This is a genomic window from Wolbachia endosymbiont of Rhagoletis indifferens, from assembly GCF_048537595.1.
Taxonomy (GTDB): domain Bacteria; phylum Pseudomonadota; class Alphaproteobacteria; order Rickettsiales; family Anaplasmataceae; genus Wolbachia.
In genome coordinates this window covers 593,123-609,101 of the sequence record NZ_CP175923.1, presented here as the reverse complement: position 1 = coordinate 609,101, position 15,979 = coordinate 593,123, and the positions used below count along the sequence as shown (strand labels likewise).

16 protein-coding genes are annotated in these 15,979 nt (G+C 33.8%); 12 read left to right on the top strand and 4 right to left on the bottom strand.

Going from position 1 to position 15,979, the window contains the following annotated elements; genetic code table 11:
- Window positions 1-517 precede the first annotated feature (517 nt).
- The gene (locus ACJZL1_RS03070) at window positions 518-646 is read left to right on the top strand and encodes a hypothetical protein (protein WP_265026416.1); all 129 of its coding nucleotides are present in this window, start codon (window positions 518-520) and stop codon (window positions 644-646) included.
- A 277-nt stretch (window positions 647-923) separates the two neighbouring features.
- Here the strand turns inward: ACJZL1_RS03070 and ACJZL1_RS03065 are convergent, their stop codons facing one another.
- On the bottom strand, window positions 924-1,058 hold the full coding sequence (locus ACJZL1_RS03065) for a hypothetical protein (RefSeq protein WP_419247496.1): 135 nt from the start codon (window positions 1,056-1,058) through the stop codon (window positions 924-926).
- 15 nt (window positions 1,059-1,073) lie between these two features.
- Here ACJZL1_RS03065 and ACJZL1_RS03060 point away from each other — a divergent pair, with 15 nt between their 5' ends.
- Window positions 1,074-1,202 carry a hypothetical protein gene (locus tag ACJZL1_RS03060; RefSeq protein ID WP_419247495.1) on the top strand — a complete coding sequence of 43 codons (129 nt, stop codon included), beginning with the start codon at window positions 1,074-1,076 and terminating at the stop codon, window positions 1,200-1,202.
- A 248-nt stretch (window positions 1,203-1,450) separates the two neighbouring features.
- Here the strand turns inward: ACJZL1_RS03060 and ACJZL1_RS03055 are convergent, their stop codons facing one another.
- Together ACJZL1_RS03055 and trmB are read right to left on the bottom strand one after the other, a co-directional pair.
- Window positions 1,451-1,579, bottom strand: a complete 129-nt coding sequence (locus tag ACJZL1_RS03055; protein WP_419247494.1) for a hypothetical protein — start codon at window positions 1,577-1,579, stop codon at window positions 1,451-1,453.
- Window positions 1,580-1,728: 149 nt separating this feature from the next.
- Window positions 1,729-2,394 (bottom strand): tRNA (guanosine(46)-N7)-methyltransferase TrmB, encoded by a 666-nt coding sequence (trmB, locus tag ACJZL1_RS03050; protein WP_265035098.1) that lies wholly within the window; start codon window positions 2,392-2,394, stop codon window positions 1,729-1,731.
- Between the two features lie 139 nt (window positions 2,395-2,533).
- Between trmB and ACJZL1_RS03045 the strand changes: the two genes are divergently transcribed.
- From ACJZL1_RS03045 to ACJZL1_RS03035, 3 genes are all read left to right on the top strand, one after another.
- Window positions 2,534-4,186: a 30S ribosomal protein S1 gene (locus tag ACJZL1_RS03045; protein WP_419247493.1), complete on the top strand. Its 1,653-nt coding sequence runs from the start codon at window positions 2,534-2,536 to the stop codon at window positions 4,184-4,186.
- Window positions 4,187-4,215: 29 nt separating this feature from the next.
- Window positions 4,216-4,494 carry an HU family DNA-binding protein gene (locus ACJZL1_RS03040; protein ID WP_265025786.1) on the top strand — a complete coding sequence of 93 codons (279 nt, stop codon included), beginning with the start codon at window positions 4,216-4,218 and terminating at the stop codon, window positions 4,492-4,494.
- Window positions 4,495-4,566: 72 nt separating this feature from the next.
- Window positions 4,567-4,893 carry a cell division protein ZapA gene (locus ACJZL1_RS03035; RefSeq protein ID WP_250295111.1) on the top strand — a complete coding sequence of 109 codons (327 nt, stop codon included), beginning with the start codon at window positions 4,567-4,569 and terminating at the stop codon, window positions 4,891-4,893.
- Here ACJZL1_RS03035 and ACJZL1_RS03030 read toward each other — a convergent pair.
- Window positions 4,868-5,146 carry a succinate dehydrogenase assembly factor 2 gene (locus ACJZL1_RS03030; RefSeq protein WP_182158663.1) on the bottom strand — a complete coding sequence of 93 codons (279 nt, stop codon included), beginning with the start codon at window positions 5,144-5,146 and terminating at the stop codon, window positions 4,868-4,870. The genes ACJZL1_RS03035 and ACJZL1_RS03030 overlap by 26 nt on opposite strands.
- A 99-nt stretch (window positions 5,147-5,245) precedes the next feature.
- Between ACJZL1_RS03030 and rseP the strand changes: the two genes are divergently transcribed.
- The 7 genes from rseP (at window position 5,246) to ffh (ending at window position 15,754) form a co-directional block, all read left to right on the top strand.
- The gene (rseP, locus tag ACJZL1_RS03025) at window positions 5,246-6,364 is read left to right on the top strand and encodes an RIP metalloprotease RseP (RefSeq protein ID WP_320109920.1); all 1,119 of its coding nucleotides are present in this window, start codon (window positions 5,246-5,248) and stop codon (window positions 6,362-6,364) included.
- Window positions 6,365-6,371: 7 nt separating this feature from the next.
- Window positions 6,372-8,702, top strand: a complete 2,331-nt coding sequence (gene bamA / locus ACJZL1_RS03020) for an outer membrane protein assembly factor BamA (RefSeq protein ID WP_419247512.1) — start codon at window positions 6,372-6,374, stop codon at window positions 8,700-8,702.
- Complete coding sequence (locus tag ACJZL1_RS03015; RefSeq protein ID WP_265035106.1) at window positions 8,703-9,254, top strand: OmpH family outer membrane protein; 552 nt, start codon at window positions 8,703-8,705, stop codon at window positions 9,252-9,254.
- 4 nt (window positions 9,255-9,258) lie between these two features.
- On the top strand, window positions 9,259-9,699 hold the full coding sequence (gene fabZ, locus ACJZL1_RS03010) for a 3-hydroxyacyl-ACP dehydratase FabZ (RefSeq protein WP_064125117.1): 441 nt from the start codon (window positions 9,259-9,261) through the stop codon (window positions 9,697-9,699).
- A gap of 29 nt (window positions 9,700-9,728) precedes the next feature.
- The gene (locus tag ACJZL1_RS03005) at window positions 9,729-12,563 is read left to right on the top strand and encodes an FAD-dependent oxidoreductase (protein WP_265035110.1); all 2,835 of its coding nucleotides are present in this window, start codon (window positions 9,729-9,731) and stop codon (window positions 12,561-12,563) included.
- A gap of 303 nt (window positions 12,564-12,866) precedes the next feature.
- Window positions 12,867-14,426, top strand: a complete 1,560-nt coding sequence (locus ACJZL1_RS03000; RefSeq protein ID WP_419247492.1) for a proton-conducting transporter membrane subunit — start codon at window positions 12,867-12,869, stop codon at window positions 14,424-14,426.
- On the top strand, window positions 14,411-15,754 hold the full coding sequence (gene ffh, locus ACJZL1_RS02995) for a signal recognition particle protein (protein ID WP_265025778.1): 1,344 nt from the start codon (window positions 14,411-14,413) through the stop codon (window positions 15,752-15,754). The genes ACJZL1_RS03000 and ffh overlap by 16 nt, the downstream gene beginning before the upstream one ends.
- Window positions 15,755-15,979: the final 225 nt, after the last annotated feature.

Genomic DNA, 15,979 nt, shown 5'->3' with positions numbered 1-15,979 from the left:
GCTATTAGACTTCTTGCATAACCATATAACATTGGGAATAGAAACGAAAAACTTACTTGACACCCTTCGCCAGCCCCCTTATCATGATACTGAAGGTATTCATTTATCTTCAATCTGTGCAGATTAAACGACAACAGTATTACGTAATTGGCGTCTTATTTTTAATTTTTTGCACTATGCGCACCCTACGTCTTCACAACATTTCTGGGTTTTTACCTATATAAGCTGAAACGCGCTTATAAAGCGTTTAAGACAGTATAGCACGCCAATTTGCAGGATTAGAGAGTGACAACTAGCTAATACGGGATATCTTTTGCCTTTTTTTCTGCTTAGTAAATTTCTTAAACATTCAAACTAAGGTGAGTTGCATTTAAAAGCAGCTAAATTGCAGTGTTTAAGACTTAAAAAACGCCAATGTTCTAAAATAGATATTAATCGGGGCTTCTTTTGCCTTTTTTTTCATTTGGTAAATTTCTTAATACTTGTAGCTAAAAGAGCCCGTGAAGGGTAGTGAAGGGTGTCATCCCAGTGCTTGACACTGGGATGGCTTTGTTGCATCGCTACTTATGAAAGGCTAACTATAGTTAGGATTATAAGCAACCTATTGAAAATCTTGTTTTTTTGCAATCAATCTGATCAAATTTAAGAATAGTAATTTATTATTTATATTAATAAATTTAATTCTATTGAAAATAGCTAAAGCATTGAAATTCTTGAATTTTAGCCGGATTAGTGAGTGGTAGTGAAATTTCTTTTACTCAAATTTAGGTATTCACTGACCGTTCTTGTTATAAATACCAGAATAATAAGCTACTGATATTCTCTATCTTTTTTATCTTTAATCCATCATAGCTAGCGATACAACAAAGCCCACTGGGATCCAGTTTTCCATATAATCTCATCGAAAACGTTGTAACCACTTTCTATGCTAGTTTGCTTGTGAGCAAGCAAACTTTCCTGGATTCCAGTGTCAAGCACTGGAATGACACCCACTGGTGAGTCAAGCCGAAAACGTTTGTACAGCTATGTGTCAAGGCACTGGGATGACACCCTGACAACCGTCATCCCGCTACGTGTTAGCGCCGCGGCGGTATGACGTAGGACTGCTGTCATCCCGCTGCTTGTTAGCGGCTGAGATACCGTGGCGGCATGACGTAGAAGCTATACTTTTATACTCACCAAATCAGTTTGCTTGCTCATAAGCAAACTTTCCTGGATTCCAGTGGGCTTTGTTGCATCGCTAGCTATGATGGATTAAAGATAAAAAAGATGGAGAATATCAGTAGCTTATTATTCTGGTATTTATAACAAGAACGGTCAGTGAATACCTAAATTTGAGTAAAAGAAATTTCACTACCACTCACTAATCCGGCTAAAATTCAAGAATTTCAATGCTTTAGCTATTTTCAATAGAATTAAGTTTATTAATATAAATAATAAATTACTATTCTTAAATTTGATCAGATTGATTGCAAAAAAACAAGATTTTCAATAGGTTGCTTATAATCCTAGCTATAGTTAGCCTTTCATAAGTAGCGATGCAACAAAGCCATTCCAGTGTCAAGCACTGGAATGACATCATCCTTGTACCTTTTTTCTACTTAGTTTGGGTTATGCAAGAAGTCTATTCCTTCATAAGGAGAAGTAGTTAAAGGAATTTACTCTATTTCTCCCTCTTTTTTTATTATTTTTAATCTATAGTTAACGTAAAAGAGATATGCAAAAACTCTATTGATCCATAGTCTGCAAATTATTAATAACACTTACTTTAAAGAACCTCACTTTACGCTGATCTTTGAGCGCTCTTCTGTGGTATTTTGTAAGAGTATAACTTGTGAAATCGTCTTCCCTATAGATTAAAGAGTTACACTGCTTTATATGTGATGCTATCCACTCTGCATAGTCCTGATGATCGGTTGCAATGAATATTTCCCCTGTTATAAGTATTTTTTTTGCTAATAAATTTAAAAATTCCGTATTAATTAATCGTCTTTTATTGTGACTTCTTTTTGGCCATGGATCTGGAAAGAGAATAAAGAGTCTTTCAACACTGTTGTCCGGAAAATTTGCAATCAATTCTCTTGCATCTTCTGTCCATATTAAAATGTTTTTTATGTTTTGTATTTCTATGTTTGTTAGCAAGCGAGAAACCCCCTTTAAGTAGGGCTCACATCCTATAAACAATAGATCAGGTTCATTGAGCATCTGGTGAAGCATATTTTCACCGTTGCCAAAGCCTATTTCTACCCATATTCTTTTTTGTGAATTTACAATCTTCTCTATAGATTCCTTGCTGTTTTGAATAGAATATCTTTCCAATATTTCATCAACATCCGGTTTTAGCCTGGACCTTCTGGAGAACGATCTAATCCACTTGCTATTCTTAAATAGCATATTCTTGATACATATATAATTTTCTCACTATATTTTACATAGCTTAAACAATTCTCGAAATGAATTAATGAAAAATTACTTGTCAATAATTATTAATATTATATAATATATGAGTTCTAATAAAGTTTAAATTAAAGGTATGAATAATAATAATCCAGTTGTAAATCTACCGGTTACTATCAGAAAGCTATCATCAAACAAGTTTATAGAAGAGATATGTCAAGGCCAATTTGAGGATCAAGATAATGCCTTGTTTGAAGATTCTTTTGTTAACAAAATTAAAGAAGGAGATGTGGTAGAAGGTGTAATTACAAGAATAAACCCTAACGACGTTGTGGTTGATATTGGTTTAAAGTCTGACGGGAGAATTCTGATCAAGGAACTCGGTTGTAATGATGAGGTCATTATTGGCTCGAAAATTAGAGTTTATGTGGAAAGAATTGAAGATTATCATGGTAATGTTGTTCTTAGCCGTGAAAAAGCAATTAGGGACGAAAAATGGAATAAGTTGGAAGAAGATACAGTTACAAGAGCTGAAGTAAACGGAGTTATTAAACGCTCAATTAAATGTGGTTTTATTGTTGATCTTGGTGACGGAATAAGCGCTTTTTTACCGCTGAGTCATGTGGATTTGAAGCAAGTAAAAGATGCGAAGCACCTTATTGAAACTGAACAAAAGTTCATCGTACTTAAAATGGATAAGAAGCAAGGTAATATTGTAGTATCAAGAAAGCTGGTGTTAGAAAAATTGCACGCTGGTGAAAAAATTAAATTTTTAGAATCTTTAAATGAAGGCGATATAATAGAAGGAAAAATAAAAAGCATCACTCATTACGGTGTATTTGTCGGTATTCATGAATCAGATGCAGTGGGAGTTATAGATGGGTTGCTACATATTACAGATATCTCTTGGAGTAGAGTAAGTCATCCATCTGCAGTTTTTGCTTATGGCCAGGCTATAAAAGTTAAAATTATAAAAATAGATAAGGAAAATGCGAAAGTTTCCTTAGGTGTAAAGCAGCTAGAAGATAGCCCTTGGCAAGATGCAGAGTCAAAATATCCGGTTGATAGTGTGCATAAGGGTCATGTAACAAGTATAGAAGATTATGGATTGTTTGTTGAGCTTAGACCTGGGATTGAAGGTTTAGTGCACTCATCGGAAATAACTTGGGTTAAGAGCAATTTACCAGTTAGTAGTCTCATAACAAGGGGACAAGAAGTATATGTAAAAATTCTCAGTATTGACATTGCTAAGAATAGGATGAGTTTAAGCATGAAAAGGTGTATAGATAATCCTTGGCAAGTATTTGTCAATAAGTATCCTCCTGGTTCTATTGTTTCTGGTGAGGTTAAGAATAATACCGGCTCATATATATCTGTTGCTTTCAATGGTTCTGAAATAGATGAGAACGTAGAAGGGACAATATATGTGAAAGATTTAAGTTGGTCTAAAAATAGCTCAGATGAGATAAAGAAGTATAATGTAGGTGATAAAATAGAAGCAAAAGTGATAAGGGCTAACGTGAATCGGGCGAGAATTTATCTTGGAATAAAACAAATAGAGTATGATCCTCTTGAAGAACTGATAAAGAAAGTTAAGGTAGGCGATAAAATACAGGTTATTGTAGGTAAGAGAGAAGATAATGGACTAGTCGTTGAAGTTGAGAACGATGTAACCCTTCTAATAGATCAAGAACATTTACCGGAAAATAAAAAGTTCTCTATATCAGAAAAAATAGAAGTTGAAGTATTGGGTGTTGAAGAATATAACATAGTATTATCTGCTAAGTGATAAGGTTTACTTATTTTGGCTTCATATAAATGGCAACAAAGTCTGATATAATAGCGAGGGTAGCAAAAAGACATCCTTTTTTAGATAAGATTGTTATAGCAGCTATAGTTGATAGATTTTTTGGGATACTTTCAAACACATTGAAACATCATAATAGAGTTGAAATTAGGGGATTTGGTTCTTTTTCAGTTAGAAGTTATAACTTGAAAGAAACAAGCCATTTAATGTTACAGAAGTTTACAAAGAATCAATACTTTAAAACATATTTTCGTAGCAGTAAAAAATTATCTGATTTGATAAATGAATAAAAATTTATACCATAAATAAGATGAAAGTAGGGGTTTGAGTTTATACTGTACGATAGAAATTTTTAGCACCATATGCAAGTAGTAGAAATAGTTATACGTAATAACACATACAAAATATCTTGCGAAAGTGGGAAGAAGAGCCATTTATTACGCCTTGCTAATAGTTTTGACAAGCTAGTTGGTTCTGTATCTCAAAAAACTGGAGGTAAGGGTTCGGATGCATTAAATTTCTTACTTGCAGCACTAATTCTTGAGGATAAAATTTTAGAATTAACAAAGCGGTTGGATGAAGCAAATCAAGAGCGCGAAAAGTATAGAAACGAGAAAAGAATAGAATATACTGAGGTACTAGATAAGGTAAATAAGATTATCACTAATCTTGAGTGCATAAAGGATTAGCTTCAATAAAGCAAGCAATTAAATTGACTATCTGACTATTTAAGCCAGGAGGGAGGTTTGTCTTACGAGTTATGTAACAATATAATTCGTAATCATCAAGATCAACTATTTTTTCGTATTCGATTAGTTCGCTTAAGGAAAATTTATCAAGATATTTCAATGCGAAATGCCCTAAAAGTATATCGGTTTCTTTGCAACCCCTATGCCAGCTTCTATACATTAATTTTCTTCTGAGTAGTGAGGTATCTGTCATTACAATTAAACTTTTTTTAATTTAAAAGTTAAACTAAATACTTGTCAAGCGAGGCGCGTTTTAATATACTTAACATTTGTATAAGATCTAAATACACAGGTGGAGTTAATTTCAAATTTCATTCATCAGTTTGGCAATGGAATATATTGTTTTTTGTCATTTGCCTTAATCATTTCTGTTATAGTGTTTGTGCATGAATATGGGCATTATATTGTTGCTAAAGCATGCAAAGTTAAAGTTGAATCTTTTTCTATAGGCTTTGGTCCTGAAATTTTTGGTTTTAACGATAAATCTGGAACTAGATGGAGATTAAGTGCTGTTCCACTGGGTGGCTACGTTAAAATGCTAGGGGATACTAATGCAGCAAGCGTTCCAGCTGATCAGCAAAAATTGACTAACGAAGAAAGATTATATTCATTCCATACAAAGCCGCGTCATCAAAAGGCAGCAGTGGTTTTTGCAGGACCATTTGCAAATATGGTACTCGCTGTTATCGCTTTTACAATGTTTTTCAGCATTAAAGGCTATTATCACACTCCACCGATTATCGGAAATGTAGTCGAAGGCAGTGCAGCCAAGCAAGCTGGTTTGTTGCCAGGTGACACTATTACACAAATCAATGAGCATAAAATAAAATACTTTGAAGATATTTCACGTGTGATAATGTCAAACCCTAAGACAAAAATGGAAATTGAGTATACTAGAAATAATGCAGAGCACAGAACTAGCCTCACTCCGTTAATAATAGAGGGTAAGGACGATTTTGGTAACAAAGTAGAAAGAGAAATGATAGGGATTACTTCAGTCAATACATTAAAGCAGTCGTCTTTTCTTGGGGCTGTGAGCTTATCAGTAAGTGAAACTTACCACACTATGTGCTTAACGATCAAAGCTCTCTTTCAAATTATTGTTGGTAAAAGGAGTATCAATGAAATAGGTGGGCCAATAAAAATCGCAAAGTATTCAGGGCAATCAGCTAAAAAGGGGGTCATTATGGTTGTGTATTTCATGGCAATTATTTCAGCTAATTTAGCTGCAATTAACTTGCTGCCAATTCCACTATTGGATGGTGGGCATTTATTTCACTATATTATAGAAGCAGTTATACGCAGGGATTTAAGTTTGAAATATCAAAAATATGCAGCTACTTTTGGTGCTTCCGTATTGTTTTTGCTTATGGCAATTGCAATTTCGAATGATATTAGGAGTCTTTTTTAAAATAAACATGAAAAAGCTACTTTACATATTATTAATAGTAATTTTTCCCGCTCTACTTGTTGCTTTAGAAAATAAGGAAAAAGTGCAGGTGAAAGATGTCAAATGTATTGGTAATGAGAGGGTAAGCAACCAGACAATAGGTTTTTATATAAAACTAAAACCTGGCGATTATGTAAACGACGATGATATAGACTCAATTATAAAAGATCTATATAAAACAAAGTTGTTTGCTAGCGTTAACGCTTATGTTGATGATGAAAAAAATTTAGTAGTAAAAATTCAAGAGAATCCACTAATTAACAAGATAATATTAAAGGGTAATAAGTTATTTAATAGCAAAGAGTTACTAAATAATGTGATTCAGTCAAAATCGCTAACTATTTTCACTGAAACAAAATTGCAAAGCGATTTAATGAATTTAGTTACTACTTATAGAAATAATGGCAAAGTCGGCGTTAAAATTGAATATGAGTTGGAGAAGCTCGATGGTAATAGGGTCAATCTAATTTTCAAAATAAAAGAAGGTAAAACCTCTAAAATTAAGGATATAAGATTTATAGGTAACAAAAACTTTTCTGAAACCGAGCTAGAGCAAGCTATTAAAGTGCATAGTAATGACATATTTAGTAAGTTATTTAGAGCCATTTTTAAGGGCGGAACTCGTTATTCACCACAATATTTATTGATTAACACAGAATTGCTCGATCGTTTTTATTCATCTAAAGGATATATTCAAAATAATATTCAACCGATTGTTGAGGTTGATAATAACAATCAGATAGAGTTGACTTTTTTGATTGACGAAGGACAGCAATATTTGTTTGGAAATAATGAGGTTAATATTGAAACTGAAATTCAGGATTTAAGCCTAAAAGAAGAAATATTGGACTTTATAACAGAGGAAAACGATAAGATATTTAATAGAGTTAAAATTAATAATACAGTAGAAAAAATAAACAAGTATTTAAATGAGAAAGGATATATATTTGCAAAAGTTAATCCAGAGTATGTACAACGTGACAATGTTGTAGATGTGACCTACAGAGTGCTGCCGGGTAAAAAGATTTATATAAATCAAATTACAATTGATGGTAACGATCGCACTTTAGATAAGGTGATCAGAAGTAAGCTAAGTATAGCAGAAGGTGATGCGTACAATATATCTGAGATTCAAAAATCACGTAAAAAACTAATGAGTAGTGATTTTTTTGAAACAGTAAAAGTAAATAGTTACGCAGTTAATGACAATGCAGTAAATCTTGACTTAAATGTTAAAGAAAAAAGAACTGCTTCATTATCTTTAGCAGGAGGTATGTCCTTTCCTGGTGGAGCATTTGTAAAAACTGATTTCACAGATCGTAATTTATTTGGTAGTGGTAAAGAGCTCTCTTTTGCTCTTGAGAAAAATCAATATTCACTTTCTACTAATGTAGAGGTTGTTGAAAATAATTTTAACGATTCTGATACATCACTAGGTGTGGGCGTATTTTATGAAAAACAAGATAAACCACACACTAGCTTCGACAGTTGTGACATGGGATTTTCAACAAAATTATCATACAAAGTTATAGAAAACTTAACTAATTCCATTCGCTACTCTTACAAGTATAACCGTATACATATGGATAATAAGGATGGAAAAGACAATGACATCTCTGATATAATAAAGGGGCAAGAAGGTGAACATCAGATTTCATCAGTAGGATACACATTAGCGTATAATAAACTGGATAACCTCTATACTCCAAAAGAAGGGTATTTACTGCGCTTAAGTCAGGATATTTCAGGATTGGGAGGGAATGTAAACTTCCTAAAATCTGAGTTCTTGTCTTTTTACACGCATCCTATATTAAGTAAAATTGACGATAGCATAATACTACGCTTTAAGATGGCAGCAGGTCATATTTTTTCTTATACCGATGAAGATCTAAACATTGGCCAGCACTTTTTTAAAGGTGGTAATGAAATTAGAGGATTTGACCTTTCCGGTATTGGACCAAGAACAGAAAACAAAAATAAAAGCTCACTAGGAGGCAAAACTTATTTTAATTTAACACAGCAAGTAGATTTTCCACTACCAAAACTATATGACTATGCTGGTATCAAAGGCTCATTATTTGTTGACTATGCAGCACTTTTCGGCTTAGATGATAAAAATGGGAAATATAAAGATCCATATAATGATAGTAAGCTTATAAGAGTGTCACCAGGTTTTGGCTTTTCAATGCCTTCTCCTTTTGGTAGACTTAGATTAGATTTTGGGTTTCCTTTAGTAAAGGAATCTTATGATATAATACCATCACCAAATGTTAAATTTTCTATTGAAGCGGGGATTTGAATGAAATATATACAGTTATTTATATCAGTTATTGCCTTAATTATTTCCTTATTTGTGGGGTATAAGTTTATAGAATATCGGCCTCAGAACACAAAAGCTGCAATTATTGATAGTGACAAAGTCATCAATGAATCTCTTGCTCTGCAAAACATACAACAACAAATAAAGGAGCAGAATTCTAGATTACAACAAGAATTTGAAAGTGAGTTAGAAAAACTTAAGCCATCAAAAGAAGAATTTGAACTTTTGTCAGAAGAAGCAAAAAAGGAAAAGACAGAACAGTTTAATAAGCATACTGTAAATGCTAGAGATGCTTACGCTGAAAAAATGTTGTATTTAGAAGAAAGTTATAGAGATGCAGTAGAGAGTGTTTTTAACAAGATAAAAGAAGTTGCTAAAAAAACGGCAGAAAAAAACAACATAGATTTGGTACTATTTATTTCAAAAAAGAACCAAGTTTTATACTCTATGGATGAAGTTGATTTATCGGATATGGTATTAAACAATATAAACAAGGAAATACCTGAATTTGCTTTAAAAGGCATTGAGTAGGCTTATGCAATTTAATATCAGTGATATTATAAAAATACTACCACATTCTTATCCGTTTCTCTTAGTAGATAGGGTTATAGAGTGTGATCCTGGTAAAAGTATAAAAGCAATCAAAAATGTGACTTTCAATGAGCCATTTTTTATTGGCCATTTCCCTGGTCATCCAATAATGCCCGGAGTCTTGATAATTGAATCTCTAGCTCAAGCATCTGCTATATGTGTTCTTGGTAAAGAAAGTCAAGGTACAATAGAAAACAAAGCTATTTACTTTATGTCTATTGAAAATGCAAAATTCAGAAAGCCAGTCACTCCAGGGGACACACTGATTCTTCAAGCTAATGTTAAAAACGCACGTTTAAGTGCATGTAAATTTGAGTGTATTGCGTATGTTGGTGAAGAAAAGGTTGCAGAGGCAACGATTTTAGCTATGCTACAAAATACGTAATATACAAAAGACAGTGTGCATACTGTATAATGCAGCTTAATATCTCATTTTCTAGTCTATATACTCGCAGTGGATTAATAAAATTGGATGAGACATTTTTGAATTATATTAAATCATGTGATGAAAGCTTGTTTTGTTCATTAATTGAAGCAAGGAAAAATCAGATTGGTGATAGCCAGTTAATAATAGACCTCTCATATTTATTTGACGAGTTTATTGCAAAACTTTTCAACATTGAAAAAGAAATAGAAGAGCTAAAGAAAAAACACAATGACTTTGCTGTAATATATAAATGTAAAAGGTTATTTGTCCAACGCTACGCATTGAAGAAATACACTAATGTGGCGAATATAGATATTACTAACAGACTAAGTCATTTTCTCACTTTGCCAACAACAGAAAAAAATTTTGCTGAGCAGGTGATGCATTGGTTTCAAGATAAAGAAAATCACAAAGAAGAAATAGAACTTGCGGCACAATATGCAGTGTGGAGAGTAAAAAATAAACGGAGTATACTCTTTAGTATCCATAGGAAAATTGACCATGAAAATCTCATACCATTTTCTAAAAAAGAAGTAGACAAAGTTGAAGTGCTGTATTCAAATGAAGTAAAAAGACGATATGGTTTTGATCTAACAAGCAAAAAGGTGAGTTTAAATAAAGCATTAGATAACGCTCACTACTGCATATTCTGTCATAAGCAAAATAAGGACAGCTGCTCAAAGGGGCTAATTAATAACGACAATACTTTTAAACAATCCCCACTAAAAGTTGAGCTGCATGGCTGCCCACTAGAACAGAAAATATCAGAAATGAATCTGGTGAAAAGCGAAGGCTACAGCATAGCAAGCCTTGCAATTGTGATGATAGATAACCCATTATGTGCGGCTACTGGGCACAGAATATGCAATGACTGCATGAACTCGTGCATATATCAGAAACAAGAACCCGTGAATGTGCCAATGATTGAAACAAGGATTTTGGATGATGTGCTTAGTTTACCGTACGGATTTGAAATATATTCTCTGCTCAGCCGTTGGAATCCTTTAAATTTTCAGCGTTCATTGCCAAGAGAAAACACCGGAAAAAACGTTCTAGTTGTAGGCCTTGGTCCTGCTGGTTTTAATTTAGCTCATCATTTGTTGAATGATGGGCATAACGTTATCGCCATTGATGGACTAAAGATTGAACCTTTGATCGATAATTTCCAGCTAATTAAAGATTTCAAACACGAAAAATTGAGTGAACGCACGGCAGGTGGGTTTGGTGGGGTGGCAGAATATGGCATTACTTCTCGGTGGGATAAAAATTACTTAAAAATTATCAGGTTATTACTAGAAAGACGTGAAAATTTTGCAATTTATGGCGGCATTCGTTTTGGTGGCACAATTACCGTGAAAGATAGCTTCAATCTAGGTTTTGATCACATCGCCTTGGCGCTTGGCTCAGGTAAGCCTCGAATGATAAAAATAAAGAATATGCTAGCTCGTGGGGTGCGCATGGCATCTGACTTTCTTATGTTGTTACAACTGACTGGCGCTCTTAAATTTGATTCTATAGCAAATCTGCAAGTTCGTATGCCGATAGTTGTCATAGGTGCGGGGCTTACTGCGATTGACACTGCCACTGAAGCTTTAGCGTATTATCCAATTCAAGTAGAAAAATTTCTTCTTCGTTACGAGGTATTGGTTGGTAAATATGGAAAAGACTATGTTGAAAAAGATTGGACAGAAGAAGAACATGAAATTGCGAATGAATTTATATCGCACGCAAAGTTGATCCAAGCAGAGCAAGAGTTAGCAAAAAAGGAGAGTAGAGAAATAAAAATATTAGAGTTAATGCAGAGTCTTGGGGGAGTGAAAGTTGTATATAGAAAAGAGCTGAAAGACTCGCCAAGTTATCGATTAAATAGCGAAGAGGTGCAAAACGCATTATCAGAAGGGATTTACTTTATTGAAAACTTAGAGCCAGTTGAAGTTGTGACGGATAAATATAACCATGCTGAATCAATAAAACTGATAGACACAAAATCCGGCGAAATCAAATGCATGAAAGCACGTTCTATCTTTATAGCAGCAGGTACTGAGCCAAATACGGTTATTGCAACAGAAGATAAAAAGCATTTTAAATTAAGTAATGGGTATTTTACTCATTTGAATTCATCAGGAAAAGAAATAGATCCAATATTTTCTCCTAAAATGCAAAATAAAGATAGAATATTAGTGTATAAGCAAGGCAATAAAACAATTAGCTTTTTTGGTGATCTTCATCCTTCGTATAGCGGCAGCGTCGTGAAAGCTATGGCAAGTGCTAAGAACGGCTACCCTATTATTTCCCAGCTTTTGAATAGAGTTAATAGCTTCGTTTCTGTCACTCCAGCTAGAATCTCGGAGTCATATGCACAATTGTATGAATGTTGTAATGTAAGAGTAACTTTTACCAAAAAAGATGTCATCCAAGTAGCTGACACTGAGATCCAGAAAAAAAATGCGTGGTCAAGCGTTGAAGATCTGGCTAACAAAGAATTTTTCAATAAAATCAAAGAGCAATTCACTGCAAAGGTTATAAAAGTTCAATATTTAACAGACAAAGTTGTGGAAATAGTGATCAAAGCACCACTTGCGGCAAAGAATTTTAAACCTGGACAATTCTTTAGGTTGCAAAATTTTGAAACCAATAGCAAAAAAACTAACCTCGCTATGGAAGGTATAGCTGTAACTGGCACTGAAGTAGACAAAAAAAAAGGAATTATTTCCACTATTGTGCTGGAAATCGGCGGTTCCACTGGTTTATGCAGACACTTAAGAGAAGGCGAGCAAATAATTCTTATGGGCCCAACTGGATGCCCTACTGAGGTTTACTAAGTCTGGATATTAAAGTGATGCCAAATTTTATTTCAAAAAGTAAATAATTTACTAACGCTCGTGCACAAATTAAAAATAAATTATGCACGAGTGTAGCATTATGAATTAAGAATGCTACATTAAAGCTTACCTCACTATTAAAGCTATCGGTCAGATTAGATTAAAAACCTAATCTGACCGGTTTCTCTATAACCCTCTAAACTCTGATATAATTATATGATAATTAGTTTAATTAGTGGTTAATATGCAAATTGATTTTATTCATATATTGAGATAGCATAAACCATATTGGTTTAAATTATTGTGCAACTTTGTAAATCGTCACTGTTACTCCTACTGACTATATTAATAGTTATAGTCCTAAAATTACCTGAAAATTTGAGCATTGCAGTAAATTGGTCTCTCCCAATTCTAGATTTTGATTTATCTTTTCGTATCATACTAATATCTTTTTTATCAGTTGCATTTTTAGCTGTTCTACCAGCACAAAATTTGACTTTTTCAGAGATGCTATCTTTTGCTGCTTACACTATTAGTTCACTTTATGCAGTTTTATCTGAACATATGATATTGGTTATAATATTCTGTGAATTAATGACCGTCAGTGCATTTTTTACTATCGCAGCTGGCTGTAGAGATAGTGGACCTGCAATAAGGTACGCCTGTGTACACTTTTTCGTTGGAGTTATATTAATAGCAGGATTGGCACTTCAAAGCACTAACCTGATAATTTTAGGTTTATTGATAAACTGCGCTTGTTTTCCTTTTTCGTTTTGGGTTGTTGATGCATATCCTGCTGCATCGCTACATGGCACTACATATCTCTCTTTATTTACCACTAAAGTCTCTTTTTTAGTGATGCTTTTACACACTTATGGTTTATGGCAGAATCATGCTGAAACATTAGCATTATTGGGCTCTATCACTGCGATTTACAGCATTATATTTGCTTCTCTTGAGCAAAATATTCGCAGATTTTTATGCTATAACGTTGTAGGACAAATGGGCTTGCTGATTATTGCAGGAGGTTTACTTAGCCCTTCGGAAAAGGCAATACCAATTTTGATACTGCATATAATCTTCTCTCTTGTTTATCAATCATTATTGTTTGTGGTCAGCAATTCGATTATTTCACGAACAAAAACAATTAGTTTTAATGGAGTAGGTAAACTGATGTCAGTGGAAGGCATGTGTGCTATAATCGCAATACTTACAATGGCTGCATTTCCTGGAACCGCTGGATTTATCAGTAAATCATATATCACAGCTGAAATTGAAATGAACACTGTTGCCTTAAAAGGGTATAAAAATTTATATAAGGTTCTAAATTTGCTGCTTCATTTAAGCGTGGGGCTAAAGTTTCTTTATTACTTATTTATTGCAAAAAGTAAGTCAAAACCGTTAGCAGAGAGGGGGGGCAAAATGACTATGATCATTTTAGCATTTATATGCGTAATCGCTGGCAATCCTTACTTACCTATTTACAATAAACCTTCGATTTTCGATTTTGTGTACAACACAAAAAATATTTTGTCGCAATTTAATTTGTTACTATGTACCACTTTATTGTTTATTCCTTTACGCAAGTTATTTTACCCGAGAGTAAATTTTAAAATGGATGTTGATTGGATTTTTAGAGCTTTCATATCCTATATTATCTTGCTGTTCAATCAGTTAGTCTCTAAAACTAGAGAAATATTTGCCAGCGTAGTGCAAAACTTGACTAATTCACTTACTAGTTTATACTTTAATAATATTACTAAACTTAAAGAAGTGCTGGGTTATAACTCAGTGAGTTTTGTTTCAGCTTCTTCTCTCTTTTTAATGAGTATTCTACTAACGCTATTATGTTTAAATCGTTAACTGAAAGTTTAAATTCTGTATTTAGTAAACTAAGAGGAAAGTCGATCATTTCTGAAGATGATTTTAATCTTGCCATGCGTGAAATACGCATAGCCTTAATTGAAGCTGACGTTTCACTTGAAGTTGCAAAAAAATTCATCAACGACATTAAAGATAAAGTGATTGGGGAAAAAGTCATAAAAAGTGTTTCTCCAGCACAAATGATAATTAAAATTGTGCAGGATAATTTAGTTGCAGTTCTCGGATCAGAGAAAAGTGACTTAAATCTAGCAGTTAAACCCCCTGCTGTGATTATGATGGTGGGCTTACAAGGTGCAGGTAAAACAACTACCTCAGGAAAGCTTGCTTTCAAGCTAAAAAAGCAAAAGAAAAAAGTGATGCTTGCCTCTTTAGACATTTATAGGCCGGCTGCCCAAAAACAACTTGAGGTGCTGGGTAAACAGATAGACGTACAAACTTTACCTACAGTAATAAATGAGGGGCCTATTGCAATTACAAAAAGGGCACTGGCAGCAGCAAAGAACGATAATTATGATGTATTAATACTAGACACCGCAGGCAGGCTTCATATTGACAATAATATGATGAATGAGTTGAAAGCCGTAAAGGAAATAGCTTCACCTGCAGAAGTTATTTTAGTAGCCGACGCAATGATAGGCCAGGATGCGGTCAACATTGCCAAATCATTCAATGAGGTAATAGGTGTAACCGGTATTATTCTCACCCGCGTTGATGGTGATGCACGTGGTGGTGCTGCTCTTTCTATGAAAATGATCACCGATTGTCCAATTAAATTTATTGCTTGTGGTGAAAAATTAAGTGACCTCGATGATTTTTATCCCGATAGAATTGCAAAAAGGATACTTAGCATGGGTGATGTTGTATCATTGGTTGAAAAAGCTGCTGAGATTGTTGGTCAGGAAGAAATTGATAAGTTACAAAAGAAAGTAAAAAAGGGTAAATTCGACCTAAATGACCTAGTGGGAATGTTAAAAACTCTCAATAAAATGGATGGTATTAGCAACATAATGAAATTCATTCCTAGTTCATTCACAAAAAAGCTAAGCAGCGGTGTGCCAGATGACAATAAAGTGAAAAAATATATAGCCATCATAAACTCAATGACTGAAAAGGAAAGGCAAAATCCAGATATTTTAAATGGCAAAAGAAGACTTAGAATTTCTAAGGGGTCCGGAACAAGTGTAACTGACGTTAATCTTCTAATTAAGCAGTATAATCAAATGAGCTCTATAGTGAATAAGTTCAGTAAAGTTGACCATAGTAAACTCAAAGAATCTGATTTGATGGATATGCTAAGCAGAAAGTAAGTCAGCAGGTAGTGGAATGAGACGATTGTCAGTAAACCTTTAGCTATATCAAAAGCGGCTTAGGTCTCGCAAAAAAATTTACAGCTTCTTGCTAGCCAAGAAATTTATTATTAATTTTAGGAAATACTATACTTTCCAACCTGTTTGCACTCCTAATCTTTTCTTATTGATTTACAGCAGGTTCTTTGTTACAGTTCGTAGTTATGCAAAGAAACCTAAAGCCTT